The sequence below is a fragment of the Enhygromyxa salina genome (assembly GCF_002994635.1).
GTDB classification, from domain to species: domain Bacteria; phylum Myxococcota_A; class Polyangia; order Nannocystales; family Nannocystaceae; genus Plesiocystis; species Plesiocystis salina_B.
On sequence record NZ_PVNL01000039.1, the window covers coordinates 1 to 15,698 of the forward strand.

Sequence of the window (15,698 nt, forward strand, 5' to 3'; positions counted from 1 at the left end):
GTCTGCGTCCCCGTCCCCGTCCCCGTCTCCGACACCTTCACCGCCCTCGGCGCCGCCGCTGCTACCCGAGTCACCTGCCTCCGTCGCCCCCATGTCGACACCCGCATAGTCGGGGTTGGGGACGAAACAGGCTTCGACGAACATCGAGGTGGCCAACACAGCCACTGAGCGCACCCGAAGACCGACCATCGGCGCATTGTACCCGAGCGCGACGACTTCGGAGCCGCACATCGTGCGCGCTCGCCTCGCCCGAGCCCCGGATCAGTGGATCAGTGCCCGGATCAGTGCCCGGATCAGGCTTGAAACAGGCGACCTCTCAATCGCCGACGAGATACGCCCGGTCAAACCGAGTCGTCTCCTCCTCGGTCTCCGCGACCGCGAGGACCTTGCGACTCTGCGAGCGCAAGAATTCACGCGTGCGTTGAAACTCGAAGGCGACCGGCACCCCATCGTCTATCGCCACCGACTCCAAAGCAATATCTGCGCCCACTGGCCTCGACGACTCACGGAAGCCAGCGAGCGGGGCATTGTGGTGGATTGCCCGGGGTAGCTCGCCCGCAGCGTCGGGCATATCATCATCGTCATCGAGTGCACGGGTGAACTTTCGGGAAGCCACCATACGCCCCAGCCCGAAGATGCATAACGCCAGAAGTGATCCAATTAGCAGCGGGGTAAAGAGTGCGAGGGTGAGTTTGGCTGCGAGTAGGGCGATCATGGGTGTCTCCTCCGTGGCGAGTCATCGTACCCCGCCGCATATGGGCGCTGGAGTTGCAAGGTACATGCCTGCGCACAGCTCGGACTTCCGGCGACGTTCACCGGTTTTCGAGCGCCATCCTTCTAGGCGTGGCCACATTTTCTGCCATCATTCACGCGAATGATCAACCGCCTTCGCGAACTGCTCGAGCGCGCGCCCTTTGTGATCCTCGATGGTGGGCTGGCCACCGAGTTAGAGCGCGATGGTGCGACACTCGATGACCCGTTGTGGTCGGCCAAAATGTTGATCGAGCAGCCCGCGCGGGTGCGGGCGGTACACCGTCGTTATGTCGAAGCTGGGGCCGATCTGATCACGACCGCCAGCTACCAGGCGACGATCCCCGGGTTGCTCGCGCGCGGGCTCGACGAGGATTCGGCGCACGCCTTGCTGCGAGACTCGGTCGTGATTGCGCGGGCCGCCGCGTCCCCAAGCACGCTGGTCGCCGCGTCAATCGGCAGCTTCGGGGCGTTCTTGGCCGATGGTTCGGAGTACCGCGGCGACTACGGGCTCGACCGCGCGGCCCTCGTCGCGTTTCACTCACCGCGCGTCGCCGTGCTGAGCGCGGCGGGGCCCGACCTGCTCGCGTTCGAGACCATCCCCAGCGCGCTCGAGGCCGCGGCGATCGCCGAGCTCCTAAACGCCAGCTCGGGTCCGTGCGCCTGGGTGTCGTTCTCACTGCGGCCGGGGTCGGACGTGGCAGTGAGTGACGGAACGCCGCTGCGTGAGGCCGTGGCCCCGTTGCTCGGGCACCCACGGATCGCGGCCATCGGGGTCAACTGCGTGGACCCGCGCGAAGTCCTGCCGGCGATCGACGCCCTCGTCACGCTCGAGGCCAGCGCGGGCTCGGGCGAGGTGATCTTCGCGTACCCAAACTCCGGGGAGCGGTGGGTCGAGCACGCGTGGACGGGCCCCCAGACCGAGCTCGAGCAGTTCACCGAGCTCGCGGGTCGGTGGCTAGACGCGGGCGCGCGCATGATCGGCGGGTGCTGCCGGACCGGCCCAGGTCACGTCCGCGCGCTCGCCCAGCTCCGCCGCGCCCGCGCAGGTGGGATCATATAATGCCACATGACCTATGGATGGTGATCGGAAAGGGGCTACTTCAAGAATACCGAGAGCGATACAACAAATGGCTACAAAAAAGAAGAGTAAGAAACAAGCCGCGTCAATGCAAGGCGCGTCATTCTGCAGCTCCCTCGATTCGGCGATGGGCGTCCGTTCGCTGGCAATGAGCGCCGGGGACATGGGCGTGTTCGTGATGCAAGAGGTCACGCGCATCATGGAGGACCACAAAAACAACCAAGCCCGCGCGATTCAAGTAGGCATTGATCGCCTGCAGGCCGACGGTCACATCTCGCGGCCCGAGGCCAAGGATCTCAAGGCGATCGCCCGGACGGTGCTCCGCTCGACCCGCAAGAACCCCGACATCGCGGGCGCGGCGATGGAGCTGCGCCAGATGTACAAAGAGATGGCGATGTCGAGCAAGGCCAGCCCCGTCGCGCTGGCGATCTCCAGCGCCGCCAGCGCTTCGCTCGTCAACCTGCACATGCAACGGGCCTCGATGCCGAAGGGCGCCGCAGCCAAGCTGGACGTGATCCCGGGCAACGCGGGGGTCGGAGCGGTCGTCGGTGGTGTGCTCGGCGGGGTGATCGGTGGGATCGCTGGTGGGGGCTTTGGAGCTGGTCTGGGCGCCGCGATCGGAGCCGCGGCCGGTGGCGCGATCGGCTACTGCAATGAAAAAGGTGTGTAGAGGGGCCGCGGCCAAACTCGGCCGCGAGTAAACCCGAATCCACGCGCGCGCCCCAACTGTGGGATTATTCGCGCGCGGACATGCACACAGCAACAGCGACCCGACCGGTCCCGCCCGCGGCTGCGTGGGCCGAGGATATGTTCAGCTTCGGTGTGACCGGCACCAACGGCAAGACTTCGACCACGCACCTGCTCGCGGCCGCGGTCGCGGCTGCCGGGCACTCGACGCTGCGGGTGGGCACGGTGGGGGTCGAGCTCGACGGCGAGACCCTGCCGCGCGGCAAGAATTTTCACGACTTCCTGGCGACCATGCGGCACGCGGCCACCCGCGGCTGTCGTCACGCCGTGCTCGAGGCGACGAGCCTGGCGCTCGCGCAGGGCTACGCCCGGGCGTGGCGCTTCGACCTTGGCGTGTTCACCAACCTCTCGCCCGATCACCTCGCAACCCACAAGACCTGGGAGCACTACCTGGCCGCCAAGGCCCAGCTATTCGTGCACCTTGGGCCCGGGCGCACGGCCGTGCTCAACGCGGGGGATCCGTACGCGGCGTTCATTGATCAAGCGATGCCGGCCGACGTGGTGCGCCGCTACTTTGCGGTCCCGTCGCGCGGTCCGACCCACTGCCCCGCAGATCTGGAGGCCGCGCGGGTTCAGGTCACGCCGACCGGGACTCGGGTCGAGCTGCTCGCGTCGCCGCTCGCGGACCAGCTCGGCGGCGAGCTACGCACGCGCATGGTCGGCGAGGTGTTCGGCGAGAACGCGCTCGCGGCCGCGCTCGCTGGCCTCGCGGCAGGGCTCCCCGGCGAGGCCGTGGCCCGGGGGATCGCGGCGTGCCCAGTGGTCCCCGGTCGGTTCGAGATCCTCTGCGCTGATACCCAGGGCCCGGTGATCGCCGTGGACTACGCCCACAGCCCCGACGCGCTCGCGCACACCTGCGCGACGGCTCGCCAGCTCGCGGGCGCCAGCGGGCGAGTGATCGTGGTGTTTGGGGCGGGCGGGAACGCGAGCGCGGACAAGCGTGAGCCCATGGGCGCGACCGTGGGCGCGGGGGCCGAGCTGGCGATCGTCACCAGCGACAACCCGCGTGGCGAGGATCCCCAGTTGATCGCCGACATGCTGCTCGTTGGGCTGCGCCGCGGCGAGGCCCGGGTTGTCGTCGAGCTCGATCGAGCCCGGGCGATCGAGCTCGCCCTCCACGAGGCAGGCCCGGGCGACGTGGTCGTGGTCGCAGGCAAGGGCCACGAGACCGGCCAGGTCGTCAACGGGCGCACCCTCCCGTTCTCGGACGTGGAGCAGATCAGGCGGCTGCTCGACCCAGGTTGATTTTGCGCGTTAACCTTGAAAAGGTATGCCCATGTTGTCCATCCCTCGAGTGTCTGCGCTGTCTGTAATCTGCCTGAGCTCAATTGTGGGCTGCGGCGGTTCGTCCGACGAGGGCGGCTTGATACTCGACGGTCCGGGCCCGATCACGGCCGCGCCGAACGACACCGAGACGGGCGACGACAGCTCGACCGAGACCTCGTCGCCGACCAGCTCGACCGACACCGACTCCGACACGGACACCAGCGACAGCGCCGAGGGCGGCACCAAGTTCGACATGGCGCAGCTCCCCGACACCGACGACGAGCCGCCGCCGCCCAGCTGCAAGGTCGTCGACGACATGGACGCGGTCGGGATCTGCCGCGAGTCGGCGCCGCCCGACAGCTTCGACCCCGACGTGCAGTGGACCTTCATGGGCCCGCCCGGCTTCGACGAGTCGATCGTCTCGCCGCTCGTCATCAACCTGACCGACGACAACGACGACGGCGAGATCGACCTGTGCGACATCCCCGACGTGATCGTGGTCGCCGGCCCCAGCGGGCAGCTGAGCGATACCAAGCCGTCCAAGATGTTCGCGCTCGACGGCGAGACCGGCGAGCTCCAGTTCGAGTTTGCCGCGCTCGTGCAATTTGGCGCGACCCCGGCGACCGGCGACATCGACGGTGACGGGCTGCCAGAGATCATCTCGGTCCAGCCGGGCGGCAGCGGGCGGCTGCTCGCGTTCGAGCACGACGGCGCGCTCAAGTGGACCAGCGACACGGTCTGGGGTTCGGCCCAGTCCAGCGCGATCGCCCTGGCCGACGTCGACGCCGACGGGGACGTCGAGATCATCGCGGGCCACGTGCTCTACGACCACACGGGTCAGCAGATCTGGGCCCAGCCGGGCGACCACATCTACAGCGCGTCGACGGCCGCGGACCTCGACGGTGACCAGCAGCTGGAGATCATCACGGGGGTCGGCGCCTGGCGCCCGGACGGAACCCAGTACTTTCTCAACCAGCAGATCGTCGCGGCGACCCCCAGCATCGCATCGCATCCGCAGGTCGCCGACGTCGATGATGACGGCGAGCCGGAGGTCGTCGTCGCGGTCGACAACGGGATCTACCTGCTCGAGTCCGACGGCAGCGTGGTCTGGTCACAGTTTCGGCCGACCGGCGAGGCGGGCGACTGGAACCGACCGCTCAACATTCACGACCTCGACGGCGACGGCTTCCCCGAATTTGGCGCCAGCGCGCCCCAGCACTACGGCGTGTGGGAGTTCGACCAGAGCACCGTGTGGTCGGCCAACATCGCCGACCCCAGCGGCCAGGCCGGCGGGACGGCCTTCGACTTCCTGGGCGCGGGCCAGGCTCAGACCGTGTACGCCGACGAGAACAACCTGCACGTCTACGACGAGACCGGCTTCGAGCTGCTCTCGACCCCGCGCAAGAGCGGGACGATCATCGAGTTCCCGGTCGTCGCCGACATCGACAATGACGGCTCGGCGGAGATCCTCGTGGTCTCGAATTCTGGCTTTGGCGGCAACTTTCCCTATACTGTACGCGCGATCCGAGACGTCCAAGATCGCTGGATTCAAGGCCGCCGAATCTGGAATCAACACACTTACCACGTGACCAATGTGCGCGAAGACGGGACCATCCCGCAATTCGAGCCGCCCAACTGGGAGGGACTCAACACCTTCCGTACGCAAGCGCAGATCGAGGGCGGCGGGCTGTGCCTGCCAGAGCCGCAGGGCTGAGCGCCAGATCTCAGCCCAGCGCTCGCGCCGTCCCCAAGGTCGGCGCCCATCCAGTCATATTCAAGCGTTTCGACGCGCTTGCAGTGCGTGCCCACACGGCCCTCGGTGCCATTTTCGGCGCCTTGCTGCTCGACCACGAGCGACCGAGCCTGGCACCTTTGATCCTGATTTCGGAGCTCAACATGAAGATCGACCTCAAAAAATTCTTGGCCATCACCGCGTTCATGAGCCAGGGCCTCGCGGCCTCCAGCGGCTGCCTGATCGTCTCCAGCAACGACTCGGACTCGAGCACCAACAACGGCGACGGCGATGGTGACACCGCCGAGACCGGCTCCGAGCAAGGCGACGGCGACGGCGATCCCAGCGGCGACGGCGACGGCGACGGTGATCCCAGCGGCGACGGCGACGGCGATCCCGGCGATGGCGACGGCGATCCCGGCGACGGCGACGGCGACGGCGACGGCGACGGCGACAGCTGGATGTGCACCGACGGCTCGACGATCCCACTCGACTTCGTGTGCGATGAAGAGGCCGACTGTCCCGACTACTCCGACGAGATCTCGGGCTGCGGTATCCCGGCCGCGCACTGCGGCGACGGCATGGAGATCCCCGAGAGCTACCTGTGTGATGAGTTCGAGGACTGCTTCGACGCCTCGGACGAGATCGAAGGGTGCGGTCTCGAGAGCTTCGTGTGCGAGGACGGCTATCACATCCCGGCCGAGCTCGCGTGCGACACGGTCGAGGACTGCCCCGACGGGTCCGACGAGCTGAACTGCTGAGCGCGACGTCTCGATCTGATTGATCCGACGACCCCTTTCGCGCTTCCGGGGCGGTTCCGGCTGCGGTCGGTTCGCGCCTCGGGGTCGCCAACCCACATACTTTCGCGATGATGCATTGTTTGCGGGGAGAGGTGCCGTGATACGCGCCAACTTTGCTGCCACGAACCCGACGAACTACCAAAAGTGAGCCGCGCTCGGCGCGACTAAAGGTCTATCGTATGAATAGGTGGCGAACTATCGAAAGCGGATCGACACACCGGCTGACGCCGTGACATTGGTCGACGATGCGCCGCCCAGCAACCCGCTCGCGCCCGAGCCCGGTGAGCTGCTCGAGCATGTCTACCGGGTCCAGCGCCTGCAGGGTCGTGGCGGCGGCGGCACGGTGATGCTGGCCCACGACGAGATGTTGGATCGGCCGGTCGCGCTCAAGTTTCTCCACCCCACGCTGACCGAGCTCGAGGCGCAGCGCACCCGGTTCTTGAACGAGGCGCGGGCGATGGCGAGGATCCGCCATCCGAACGTGGTCGGCATCCACGGCGTCGGTCAATGGGAGGGCACGCCCTACCTGGTCATGGAGTACCTGCCGGGGCCGACGCTGCAGGCCTACCTCGACGAGCGCAACCATGACCTGGCACTCGATGACGCGATCGGTCTGTTCGAGCAGATGTGTCGAGGCGTCGCCGCGATCCATGAGGCCGGCGCGACCCACAACGATCTCAAGCCGTCGAACATGATCATTGGGCCCGCGTCGCGCCTGGGGATCACCGACTTCGGGCTGGCCGAGTGGGCCCGCAAGCAGGGGATGCGGCGCGGCGGCACGATCGGCTTCATCGCCCCGGAGATCATCCGCGGCGAGCCGATTCCGGCCCCGCTGCGGACCGCCGCCGACATCTATAGCCTCGGGGTCCTCGCCTTCATCCTGTTCGCCGGTCAGATGCCGTTTGGCAACGACACCATCGAGGGCGTGGTCGGGCGGCAGCTCAACACCGACTCACCCAGGCCCAGCTCGCTGCGACCGGGGCTGCCCGTCGAGCTCGATCGACCGGTCACGCAGGCCCTGTCCAAACACCCGGGGTTCCGGCCGCGCCGGGCGGACGAGCTGCTCGGCGCGTGCATGGACGCGCTGTCGAGCCGGACCAGCGCCGTGGTCGGGCCGCGGATCCTCGCGATCGAGGACGACCTCGTCATGCACCCCTGGCTCGAGGCCTCGCTCCACGCCGTGCTGCCCGACGCGACCGTGGCGTGCTTCGCCAGCCCGGTGGCCGCGCTCACCGACGCGATCCGCAACCCACCGCAGCTGGTCATCACCGACCTCAACATGCCCGAGATGACCGGCTTCGAGGTCGTCAAGACGCTCCGTGCCCGGGCCCGGACCCGGCATGTGCCGATCATCGCGATCACCGGGACCGCTGCCCAGGACGACTGGGATCGGCTGACGATCCTCGGCGCCGACGGGTTCTTGGCCAAGCCCTTCGAGCCCTGGGCGCTCCGTGCCGTGGTCCGCAGAATGCTAGTCAGAGCTTGACCCGAGGTTGGTCAGGGCCGAGAGCTCGGGTCGGACAGCCTCGAAGGTCGCGCGCAGCTCGGCGACGCGCAGACCCGACGCACGGCCCGAGCGGGCGTCGGCCTCGATCAGCGCCGCGACACCAGCGAGCGCGCGAGCGCCCATGGCCGCGCTCGATCCCTTGAGCGCGTGAGCGGCCTCGGCCACCGCCGCGAGGGCCTCGCCGCCGGCCTGCTCGATCAGCTGAACCTGCCGCTCCGACTGCTCGAGGAATTGGCGGCTCATGCTGGCGAGCAACCCGGGCTTGACCCCCTCGAGCTCGCGCAGCTCGGCGAGCGTCTGGGGATCGAGCCGACTGTGGCGGCCCGGAGCCACCGCGCGCAGGGCCGCAGCGAGGACCTCGAAGCGCACTGGTTTGGCGACGAACTCGTGCATCCCGGCCGCGATCGTCAGCTCGCGCTGGCGCTCGGAGTCGTGGGCTGTGACGGCGATGAACGGGGTCTCGCGGTTGGGCCCCGGCCGGCCCCGAACCGCCCGCGTCAGCTCGAGGCCGTCCATGCCCGGGAGCTGACAGTCCATCAAGACCACGTCGAAGCGGCGGGCAAACAGCAGCTCGAGCGCGTCGGAGCCGGTGGTCGCGGGCACCCGGGTGTGGCCGAGCCGGGCCAGCATCGCGTCGCTGACCTCGAGGTTCACGGGGTTGTCCTCGACGATCAGCACCTCGAGCGGAGCGCTCACGCGCTCGACCGTCCACCAGGGCGACGCGAGCTCACCGGGCAGCGGGGCGATCGGCGCGGCGAACTTCAGCGTGAATTCGAAGCTGGTGCCCAGGCCCAGCGTGGACTCGAGGGTCAGCTCCCCACCCATCTGCTCGACCAATTGCTTGGCGATCGTCAGCCCGAGCCCGGTCCCGCCGTACTCGCGGGTGGTCGACGAGTCGGCCTGGACGAACGGCTCGAACACGCGCTGAGCCGCGTCCTCGCTCATGCCGACGCCCGTGTCACGAACCCGGACCCGGACCCACACGCCGTCGGGATCGAGGTGATCGAGATCGGCCTCGACGCTGACGCTACCTTCGGGCGTGAACTTGACGGCGTTTCCGGCCAGGTTGGCGACGATCTGCGACAGCCGGTTGGGGTCCCCGCGCAGCCACCGGGGGATCGCGTCGTCGACCTTCAAGCCCAGCGCGAGCTGGCGCCGGGCCGCGACGACCTGCAACGGCGCGAGCGCCCCCTCGAGCGCGTTGGTCAGCCCAAAATCGAGCTGTTGCAGCTCCACGCCCTCGGCCTCGAGCCGCGAGAAATCGAGCACGTCGTTGACGAGCCCGACCATGGTGGTTCCGCAGTTGCGGATGGTCTCGACGTGACGGCGAGCCGGCTCGGGGAGATCGGCCTGGGCGAGCAAGTCACCGATCCCCAGGATCCCGTTGAGCGGCGTGCGGATCTCGTGGGACACGTTGGCCACGAACCGAGCCTTGGCCTCGGTCGCGGCCTCGGCCTCGTTGCGGGCGTCGAGCAAGTCGGCGTGGATCAAGTTACGGATCTGAACCTCGTCGTGGAGCTTGGCGTTGGCCTTGCTCAGCGCCGCGGTCCGCTGCTCGACGCGGACCTCGAGCTCGGCCAGCACCGTCTGCAGCTTCTCGGTGGTCGCCAGCCAGCCTGCGCGGGCGCGCTCGGTCGCGGCCACGGCCCGCGAGACCGCCCACGCCGCCATCAGCAGCCCCGTCAGCGCCGCGATCACCGTCGTGGTCACGCCCCCGGGGTAGTCGGGCACAGGCAGCAGCCCGCGCTGCTCCGCCAACAGCAGACCCACGACCAGCACGCCGCCAACAACCGCCAACGCTGCGATCGCCTGGCGACCCAGGGCCAGGCCGGCCATGAAGATCGCGATGGCGTAGAGGTAGACGACGTCGAGCACGGGCGTCGTCCACACGGCCGTGACCGTGATCAGAGCGTAGATCGAGAGCACCAGCAGCAACGCCCCACTCCGCACTCGGCCCTGGCGCGTCAACCACAGCGCAACAGTCAGCGGGACCGCGGAGCTCAGCGTCACCCACGTGGTCACGGTGATCAGCTGGGCGAGCACCGCCCCGACGATCGTGGAGCCGACGGCCGCGAGCAGGGCCGCCCAGCAGACCGGCTCGACGACCTCGGACCGCCACCGCGATCCATCGTCCATGGTCTCCGCGTTGCGCGTCGCCGCCTCGGTTAGATCGGGCATCATGGGTCCACGCTCTCGAGCCGAAGCTCGAACGCCTCGCTCGGGATCCCCTCGGTCAGTCGAGCGACACGCTCGGCCCGGCGGTCGAGCAGCGGCAGGTGCTCGGGCAAGAACTCGCCGATCACGTCCGCGAACGGCTGGGCGCAGTACAGCGTGAGCCGCGAGAAGATCCACAGATCCATCCGCAAGATGCGGGCGCTCGAGCGCGACACCTGGCCCGCCAGCGCGGTCGCCCGCGCGTCGGCCAGCCGACCCATGGCCCGCCCGAACAATGCCAGCGTCGAGCTCGGCCAGTCGACGTAGACAAACAGATGGGCACCAGCGGCGAGCAGCCCACGCAGGACCCGGACATGCGAGGCGAACAACAGGTCGCCGAGCTCCTCGCGCTCGTGATCGTCGAGCTCGGGATCGAAGCGGACTCTCGCGGACGCGTCGTCGTTGGCCCCACGAAACACGAACACCCGCGGCCTCGTGCGGGCGCTGACGAACGCGTTGATGATCTCGGCGTCGCGCGGGGAGTTGGCCACGCGACGCCGCATCTGCTCGAGCTTGGACCGGTCCCAGTCGATCTTCTCGGTGGGCGTGACGACCAGCGCGCCCCACGAGCCACCGAGCGCGCGCTCGATGTAGCTCAGACCGCTCTCGGCGACAGCGGCGTGGGGCGCGACGGCGTCGGGCATGCGCGTCACCAGCTGGCTTGGATGCCCTTGATCATGCTGTAGGGGTAGCCAAGCTCGAACGCGCTGGCCTCGTCGAGCCGCTGCATGTCGGCGTCGCTCAGCTCGAGCTGCGCGGCTTTGAGGTTGTCGTCGAGCTGCGCGACGCTGCGAGCCCCGAAGATCACCGAGGTCACCGCCGGCTTCTTCAGCAACCACGCCAGCGAGACCGCCGCCGCGGTTGACTCGTGCGCGGCTGCGATTGCCTTGACCGCGTCGAGGATCGCCCAGTTGCGCGGGGTGTTGAAGCCCTCGTAGCGCTGCTTCCACTTGTCGAGCCGGCTGCCCGCGGGTGGCCCACCGACCTGCTCGTACTTGCCCGTCAAGAACCCGCCGGCCAGCGGCGACCACGGGATGATGCCGAGCTCATGCGACCGGCACAGGGGCACGTGCTCGCGCTCGATGTCGCGGGTGACCAGGCTGTACTGAGCCTGCAGCGCGATGAACCGCTCGAGCCCGAGCCGCTCGCTCGTCATCACGCTCTCCATCAGGCGGTAGGCCGCGTAGTTGCTGGCGCCGATGTAGAGCACCTTGCCGGCCCGGACCAGATCATCGAGGGCGCGCAGGGTCTCTTGCTCGGGCGTGTCGATGTCCTGCATGTGGATCTGGTAGAGATCGATGCGGTCCGTCGCGAGCCGGCGCAGGCTGTCTTCGACGGTCTTCACGATCCGCCGCCGCGAGGCCCCGGTGTTGTTGGGGCCCTCGCCCATGCGAAACCGAAACTTGGTCGCGAGCACGACCTCATCGCGGCGCTTGGCCTGCGTGAACCACTTGCCGATCACCCGCTCGGTCAGGCCGTCGTTGCCGTAGACGTCCGCGGTGTCGAAAAAATTGATGCCGGCGTCGAGCGCCTTGTCCATGATTGCAAACGAGGTGGCCTCGCTCGCGCCGACCCCATGCATGAACGAGTTCTCGTCGGCCTCGCCGAAGGTCATGGTGCCGAGGCAGAGGGTCGAGACCTTCAGGCCGCTGTGTCCGAGCTTGCGATACTCCATTTGCCGGCCATGGTGCCCCACTTCCAGGTCGATCTGACAGCGCCGTCGGTTGCGGTGTACGTTCACCCGTGGCCACGAGCGGACCTGTGTTCATCGCTGGCGCGACCGGTTACACCGGGCGCGAGGTCGTGCGCGAGTGTGTCGCACGCGGGCTCGAGACTGTCGCCCACGTGCGGCCGGACAGCTCGCGGCTCGACCATTGGCGCAAACATTTCGGGGCCGTCGGAGCCCGCGTCGACACCACCGCGTGGAGGCTCGACGAGATCGGAGCCACGCTCGCGCGCCTGCAGCCGAGCCAGGTCCACGCGCTGCTCGGGACCACCCGCAAGCGCGGCAGCGGATCGGGCAGCGGATCGGCGGTCGTCGACACCTACGAGGCGGTCGACTACGGCCTGTCGATCATGTTGCTCGAGGCCGCGCTCGCGTGCGGCAGCAACCCTCGGTTCGTGTACCTGTCTGCGCTCGGCGCCGACGGACGAGCCGTCAACGCCTACATGGGGGTGCGCAAGCGGGTCGAGGCGGCGATCCGGGGCAGCGGCCTCCCCTACCTGGTCGCGCGGCCGGGGTTCATCACGGGCGACGACCGCGATGAGACCCGCGCGGCCGAGCGGATCGCGTCGGTCGTCGGCGACGGACTGCTCGGACTGCTCGGGGCGCTCGGGGCCAAGCGGACCCAGGCTCGCTACTCGTCGCTGACGGGGGCGCAGCTGGGGGCGGCGATCGTCGAGCTGGCGTGTGAGGCACGCGAGCACGCGGTGCTCGCGGAGACCGAGCAACTGCGGGCGTGCGTGAGCTAGGAGCGGCTCGATATCTGGACTTGGGAGTCGTTCGCGGGGGTCGGGCGCACACGGACGCTCAGAGCTGCGAACCTTCGTCACGTCAGCCCGCTCAGCGGGCCCGTTCCGTAGATCGGGTTGCCGAACTCCGTGGCGTCGATGTCCATCGCGTTGAGCAGCGAGACCAGGAGACGGTTGTGGCCCGTGTCGCCGGGGAACTCCACGTAGCGCCCTGTGTTGAACACGCTGTCGACGCCGCCTGCGAGCACGTAGGGCAGATCGTGGCGGTCATGATTGTTGCCGCGGGCCTGCTCGTTGGTCCACAGGATCACCGTATTGTCGAAGACCGTTCCGTCGCCCTCGGGGATCGCCTTCAGGCGATCGATCAATGCCCCGAGTTGACTGGCGTACCAGGTGTTGATCAGCGTGTTGTGATGGACCTTGACCGTCTCCTCGTCACCCTTGTGGGCGAGGGCGTGGTGCCCGTCCTTGATCGCGGGATCGATGAAGGAGAGCACGGCGCTCGATGTCGAGTTGGTCCACATCAAGGTTGCGACCCGGGTGAGGTCGCAGGCGAAGGCCATCGCCAGGAGATCCATCTGCAGGCCGCCGATGATCGGCATGTTCTCGATCTTGTTGACGTCGAGCGCGGGGCCGAGGTCGAGCGGCTGGCAGACGCCGTCGAACTTGACGACGGCCTTGTCGAGTCGATCGCGGATCGCGTCGATCCCGAGCAGGTGGTTGTGGAGCTTCTCCCTGTCTTCGCCCCCAAGCCGGTCGCGCAGGCGCTTGTAGTCTTCGGCGACCACGTCGAGCACCGAGTGGCGCCGGGCGATCCGTTGCTCGACCTCGAGCGGGTCGCCGAGCGAGTCCCCGAACAGGCGCTGGTAGGCGGCGTAGGGGCTGTTCTCTGGGGGCAGGGGCTGGCCGGGGCCGCGGTAGGAGATCCGCCCGCCGACGTTGGCGCCCTGTACGGCGACGCCGAGCTCGACCGATTTATAGGGTGTGTTTTGGCCGATGTGATTGGCGATTGCCTGGTCGACCGAGATACCGCCGGCCCAGCCCGCCGTCTGTCCGCCGCCGCCGATGAAGTTACCCGGGAGCAGCTCGGTCGCGGTCAGGCACCCACCGGTGCCCTTTTGATGAGCGTCACCGGGGGACTTGCCGTCGAGGTTGGGCGCCATCGCCGAGAGCATGTCGACGCCGCCGATGATGAGCAGATCGTCTTTGTGCTTGGCGAGCGGCGTCAAGATTGGCGAGAGCTGAAACTCGGTCTCCGAGAGCACGCTCGTCGGCCAAAAATTCTTGGCGATCGTGCCATTCGGCGTGTACATGACGATGAATCGCTTGGGGTGCTCCGACCCGCCCGCGTGGGCCGGGGACCCGCGCATGGCGTCGAGCAGGGGCAGGCCAAGGGCGAGGCCACCGAGGCCACGCAGGACCGTACGTCGGGTCAGGGGGATGCGGCGAATGAGGGTCATGGCGAGTTCTCCTGGACCGCGTGGCGGTAGCGGAACGCGTCGGTCTGCGTGAGCGCGACGATCAGCTCCTTGATGTCGTAGTTGGAGGCGGCGAAGGCGGCTCGGATCTCGTCGACCGAGCACTCGTCCTGCTCGGTCTCGATCCGGCCGTAGCCAAATCGGAACCACTGACTGACCACGCAGTTCTTGACTTGATCACTGCTGGCGAGCAGCTGGGCAAGCTCGATGACGCCGTTGAACGCTCCGTCGATGTCGGTACCATTGAGCTGGCCGGTCGCGTCGATCTCGAGACCCCACTCGGTCTCGCGGTAGCGTCCGATGCCATCGAAGTGTTCGAAGCCAAACCCGATCGGGTCCATGAGTGAGTGGCAACCTGCGCATACTGGATTCTCCGAGTGCTCGGCGAACTGCTCCCGCGTCGTCTGGGTCGTGTCCACCGAGGGTGGCTCGGGGACGTTGTCGGGCGGCGGCGGCGGGACCTGACACAGGATCGTCTCGCGCACGAACTTACCGCGGTGGATCGGCGACGAGCGATCGGGCTTTGCGAACAGGGCCAGGAGCCCTGGCTGGGTCAGGAATCCCGCGTACTTGCCAGGGTCGAGGTCGACGCGGGTGAACTCGACGCCGCCCGGGCCGTCGACGCCGTAGAAGTTGGCGAGCTCCTGATTCATCATCGTGTAGGGCGCCGTGAACAGGAGCTCGACGTTGGCGTCCGCCTCGAACACCGCGTGGTCGATGAACGCCTCGGTCTCGGAGCGCCACAGCAGTGGCAGGCCGTCGTAGAAGTCTGGGTACAGGCCGGGGTCCTTGCCGCTCGCCAGAATCAGCGGCTCGATCGCGTCGAGCTGCAGCCACTGGCGGTGGAAATTCCTGACCGCCTCGCGGGCTCGCGGCGTGGCGAGCATGCGCCGGGCCTGCGCCTCGATCTCGGCCGGGTCACCGAGCTGCCCGGCGTCGGCGGCGTCGAACAAGATCGCGTCGGGCATGCTGTTCCACAGCAGATACGACAGGCGCGAGGCGATCTCGTAGTGGGTCAGGGCGACCACGTCGCCGTCGACGGGCTCGGCCATGCCGAACTCGACCCGATAGATGAAGTTTGACGACTGCAGCAACGCCTGAACGACCAGCTGGATGCCCATGGTCGCCGAGAACGGCGCCTGATCGAGCGCCGCGCCCTCCGTGAACAAGCTGACGTAGGTCTGGACCTCCTCGTCGGTCAGCGGGCGTCGAAACACGCGCTTGCCAAAGCTGCGAATGAACTCGTTGGCATCGCTGCCGCAGCTGGCCTGATCGACCGGGAGACCCTGACAATTGACGAGTTCCTGCACCAGGGTCGGCGTGTGGGTCGCCGCGAGGGTCTCGGCCGCGACCAGGTAGTGCTCGGCGAGCAGCGGGCTGACGACGAGTACGTCGGCCTGGTTGTCGAATCCGCCGGCCTCTTCGTCGGGTGGGAACGCGTTGGCCGGCTGGCTGTTGTCGCCGAACAGCTGGTAGACCGTGTTGTTGTACTCGACCCGCGTGAGCCGGCGGATCGGGGTGGGCCCGGGCTCGGGGGGCGACTTCACCTCCCCGTCCCCGTCACCATCACCTTGTGCGCTGTGCGTGCCCAGCTCTCCCGACCCCAAGCTACAGGCGAGGAGCAGGAGCAAGACAGCCAAGCCGATCGTAG

13 protein-coding genes and 1 pseudogene are annotated in these 15,698 nt (G+C 68.0%); 7 read left to right on the plus strand and 7 right to left on the minus strand.

The features are described 5' to 3' along the window. Together ENSA7_RS45000 and ENSA7_RS08185 are read right to left on the minus strand one after the other, a co-directional pair. Positions 1-189 (minus strand): annotated as a pseudogene (locus tag ENSA7_RS45000) (hypothetical protein); the annotation flags it as partial. A gap of 127 nt (positions 190-316) precedes the next feature. Then, positions 317-715: a hypothetical protein gene (locus tag ENSA7_RS08185; RefSeq protein ID WP_106088658.1), complete on the minus strand. Its 399-nt coding sequence runs from the start codon at positions 713-715 to the stop codon at positions 317-319. 159 nt (positions 716-874) lie between these two features. On the opposite strand from ENSA7_RS08185, the gene mmuM reads away from it, so the two are divergent. The 6 genes from mmuM (at position 875) to ENSA7_RS08215 (ending at position 7,862) form a co-directional block, all read left to right on the plus strand. Beyond that, complete coding sequence (gene mmuM / locus ENSA7_RS08190) at positions 875-1,813, plus strand: homocysteine S-methyltransferase (RefSeq protein ID WP_106088659.1); 939 nt, start codon at positions 875-877, stop codon at positions 1,811-1,813. A gap of 145 nt (positions 1,814-1,958) precedes the next feature. Then, positions 1,959-2,501, plus strand: coding sequence for a hypothetical protein (locus tag ENSA7_RS08195; protein WP_146157460.1), 543 nt, complete (start codon positions 1,959-1,961; stop codon positions 2,499-2,501). Between the two features lie 80 nt (positions 2,502-2,581). Next, positions 2,582-3,823, plus strand: coding sequence for a Mur ligase family protein (locus tag ENSA7_RS08200; RefSeq protein ID WP_106088661.1), 1,242 nt, complete (start codon positions 2,582-2,584; stop codon positions 3,821-3,823). 31 nt (positions 3,824-3,854) lie between these two features. Continuing rightward, positions 3,855-5,558: an FG-GAP-like repeat-containing protein gene (locus tag ENSA7_RS08205; protein ID WP_181233441.1), complete on the plus strand. Its 1,704-nt coding sequence runs from the start codon at positions 3,855-3,857 to the stop codon at positions 5,556-5,558. Between the two features lie 158 nt (positions 5,559-5,716). Then, positions 5,717-6,337: a hypothetical protein gene (locus ENSA7_RS08210; RefSeq protein WP_146157462.1), complete on the plus strand. Its 621-nt coding sequence runs from the start codon at positions 5,717-5,719 to the stop codon at positions 6,335-6,337. 226 nt (positions 6,338-6,563) lie between these two features. Then, positions 6,564-7,862: a protein kinase domain-containing protein gene (locus ENSA7_RS08215; protein WP_106088664.1), complete on the plus strand. Its 1,299-nt coding sequence runs from the start codon at positions 6,564-6,566 to the stop codon at positions 7,860-7,862. Here ENSA7_RS08215 and ENSA7_RS08220 read toward each other — a convergent pair. Genes ENSA7_RS08220 through ENSA7_RS08230 form a run of 3 tightly spaced genes read right to left on the minus strand, consistent with a single transcriptional unit; the run spans position 7,848 to position 11,772 of the window. Further along, on the minus strand, positions 7,848-10,061 hold the full coding sequence (locus tag ENSA7_RS08220) for an ATP-binding protein (protein WP_181233443.1): 2,214 nt from the start codon (positions 10,059-10,061) through the stop codon (positions 7,848-7,850). The genes ENSA7_RS08215 and ENSA7_RS08220 overlap by 15 nt on opposite strands. Then, complete coding sequence (locus ENSA7_RS08225) at positions 10,061-10,741, minus strand: hypothetical protein (protein ID WP_146157463.1); 681 nt, start codon at positions 10,739-10,741, stop codon at positions 10,061-10,063. The genes ENSA7_RS08220 and ENSA7_RS08225 overlap by 1 nt, the downstream gene beginning before the upstream one ends. A gap of 5 nt (positions 10,742-10,746) precedes the next feature. Beyond that, entirely contained in the window at positions 10,747-11,772 is a 1,026-nt protein-coding gene (locus ENSA7_RS08230) for an aldo/keto reductase (protein ID WP_106088667.1), read from the minus strand. 68 nt (positions 11,773-11,840) lie between these two features. On the opposite strand from ENSA7_RS08230, the gene ENSA7_RS08235 reads away from it, so the two are divergent. Continuing rightward, the gene (locus ENSA7_RS08235; protein ID WP_244923751.1) at positions 11,841-12,569 is read left to right on the plus strand and encodes an SDR family oxidoreductase; all 729 of its coding nucleotides are present in this window, start codon (positions 11,841-11,843) and stop codon (positions 12,567-12,569) included. A gap of 77 nt (positions 12,570-12,646) precedes the next feature. On the opposite strand, the gene ENSA7_RS08240 is transcribed toward ENSA7_RS08235, so the two are convergent. Then, positions 12,647-14,029, minus strand: a complete 1,383-nt coding sequence (locus ENSA7_RS08240; RefSeq protein ID WP_244923752.1) for a DUF1552 domain-containing protein — start codon at positions 14,027-14,029, stop codon at positions 12,647-12,649. After that, on the minus strand, positions 14,026-15,678 hold the full coding sequence (locus ENSA7_RS08245; protein ID WP_244923753.1) for a DUF1592 domain-containing protein: 1,653 nt from the start codon (positions 15,676-15,678) through the stop codon (positions 14,026-14,028). Before ENSA7_RS08245 ends, ENSA7_RS08240 begins: the two co-directional genes overlap by 4 nt. Between the last annotated feature and the right edge of the window lie 20 nt (positions 15,679-15,698).

Bases quoted from the DNA above. Each gene is read 5' to 3' on its own strand.
- ENSA7_RS08205 (WP_181233441.1), top strand. From the start codon at position 3,855: ATGTTGTCCATCCCTCGAGTGTCTGCGCTGTCTGTAATCTGCCTGAGC.
- ENSA7_RS08225 (WP_146157463.1), bottom strand. From the start codon at position 10,741: ATGCCCGACGCCGTCGCGCCCCACGCCGCTGTCGCCGAGAGCGGTCTG.
- ENSA7_RS08200 (WP_106088661.1), top strand. From the start codon at position 2,582: ATGCACACAGCAACAGCGACCCGACCGGTCCCGCCCGCGGCTGCGTGG.
- ENSA7_RS08220 (WP_181233443.1), bottom strand. From the start codon at position 10,061: ATGCCCGATCTAACCGAGGCGGCGACGCGCAACGCGGAGACCATGGAC.
- ENSA7_RS08195 (WP_146157460.1), top strand. From the start codon at position 1,959: ATGGGCGTCCGTTCGCTGGCAATGAGCGCCGGGGACATGGGCGTGTTC.
- ENSA7_RS08185 (WP_106088658.1), bottom strand. From the start codon at position 715: ATGATCGCCCTACTCGCAGCCAAACTCACCCTCGCACTCTTTACCCCG.
- ENSA7_RS08230 (WP_106088667.1), bottom strand. From the start codon at position 11,772: ATGGAGTATCGCAAGCTCGGACACAGCGGCCTGAAGGTCTCGACCCTC.
- mmuM (WP_106088659.1), top strand. From the start codon at position 875: ATGATCAACCGCCTTCGCGAACTGCTCGAGCGCGCGCCCTTTGTGATC.
- ENSA7_RS08240 (WP_244923752.1), bottom strand. From the start codon at position 14,029: ATGACCCTCATTCGCCGCATCCCCCTGACCCGACGTACGGTCCTGCGT.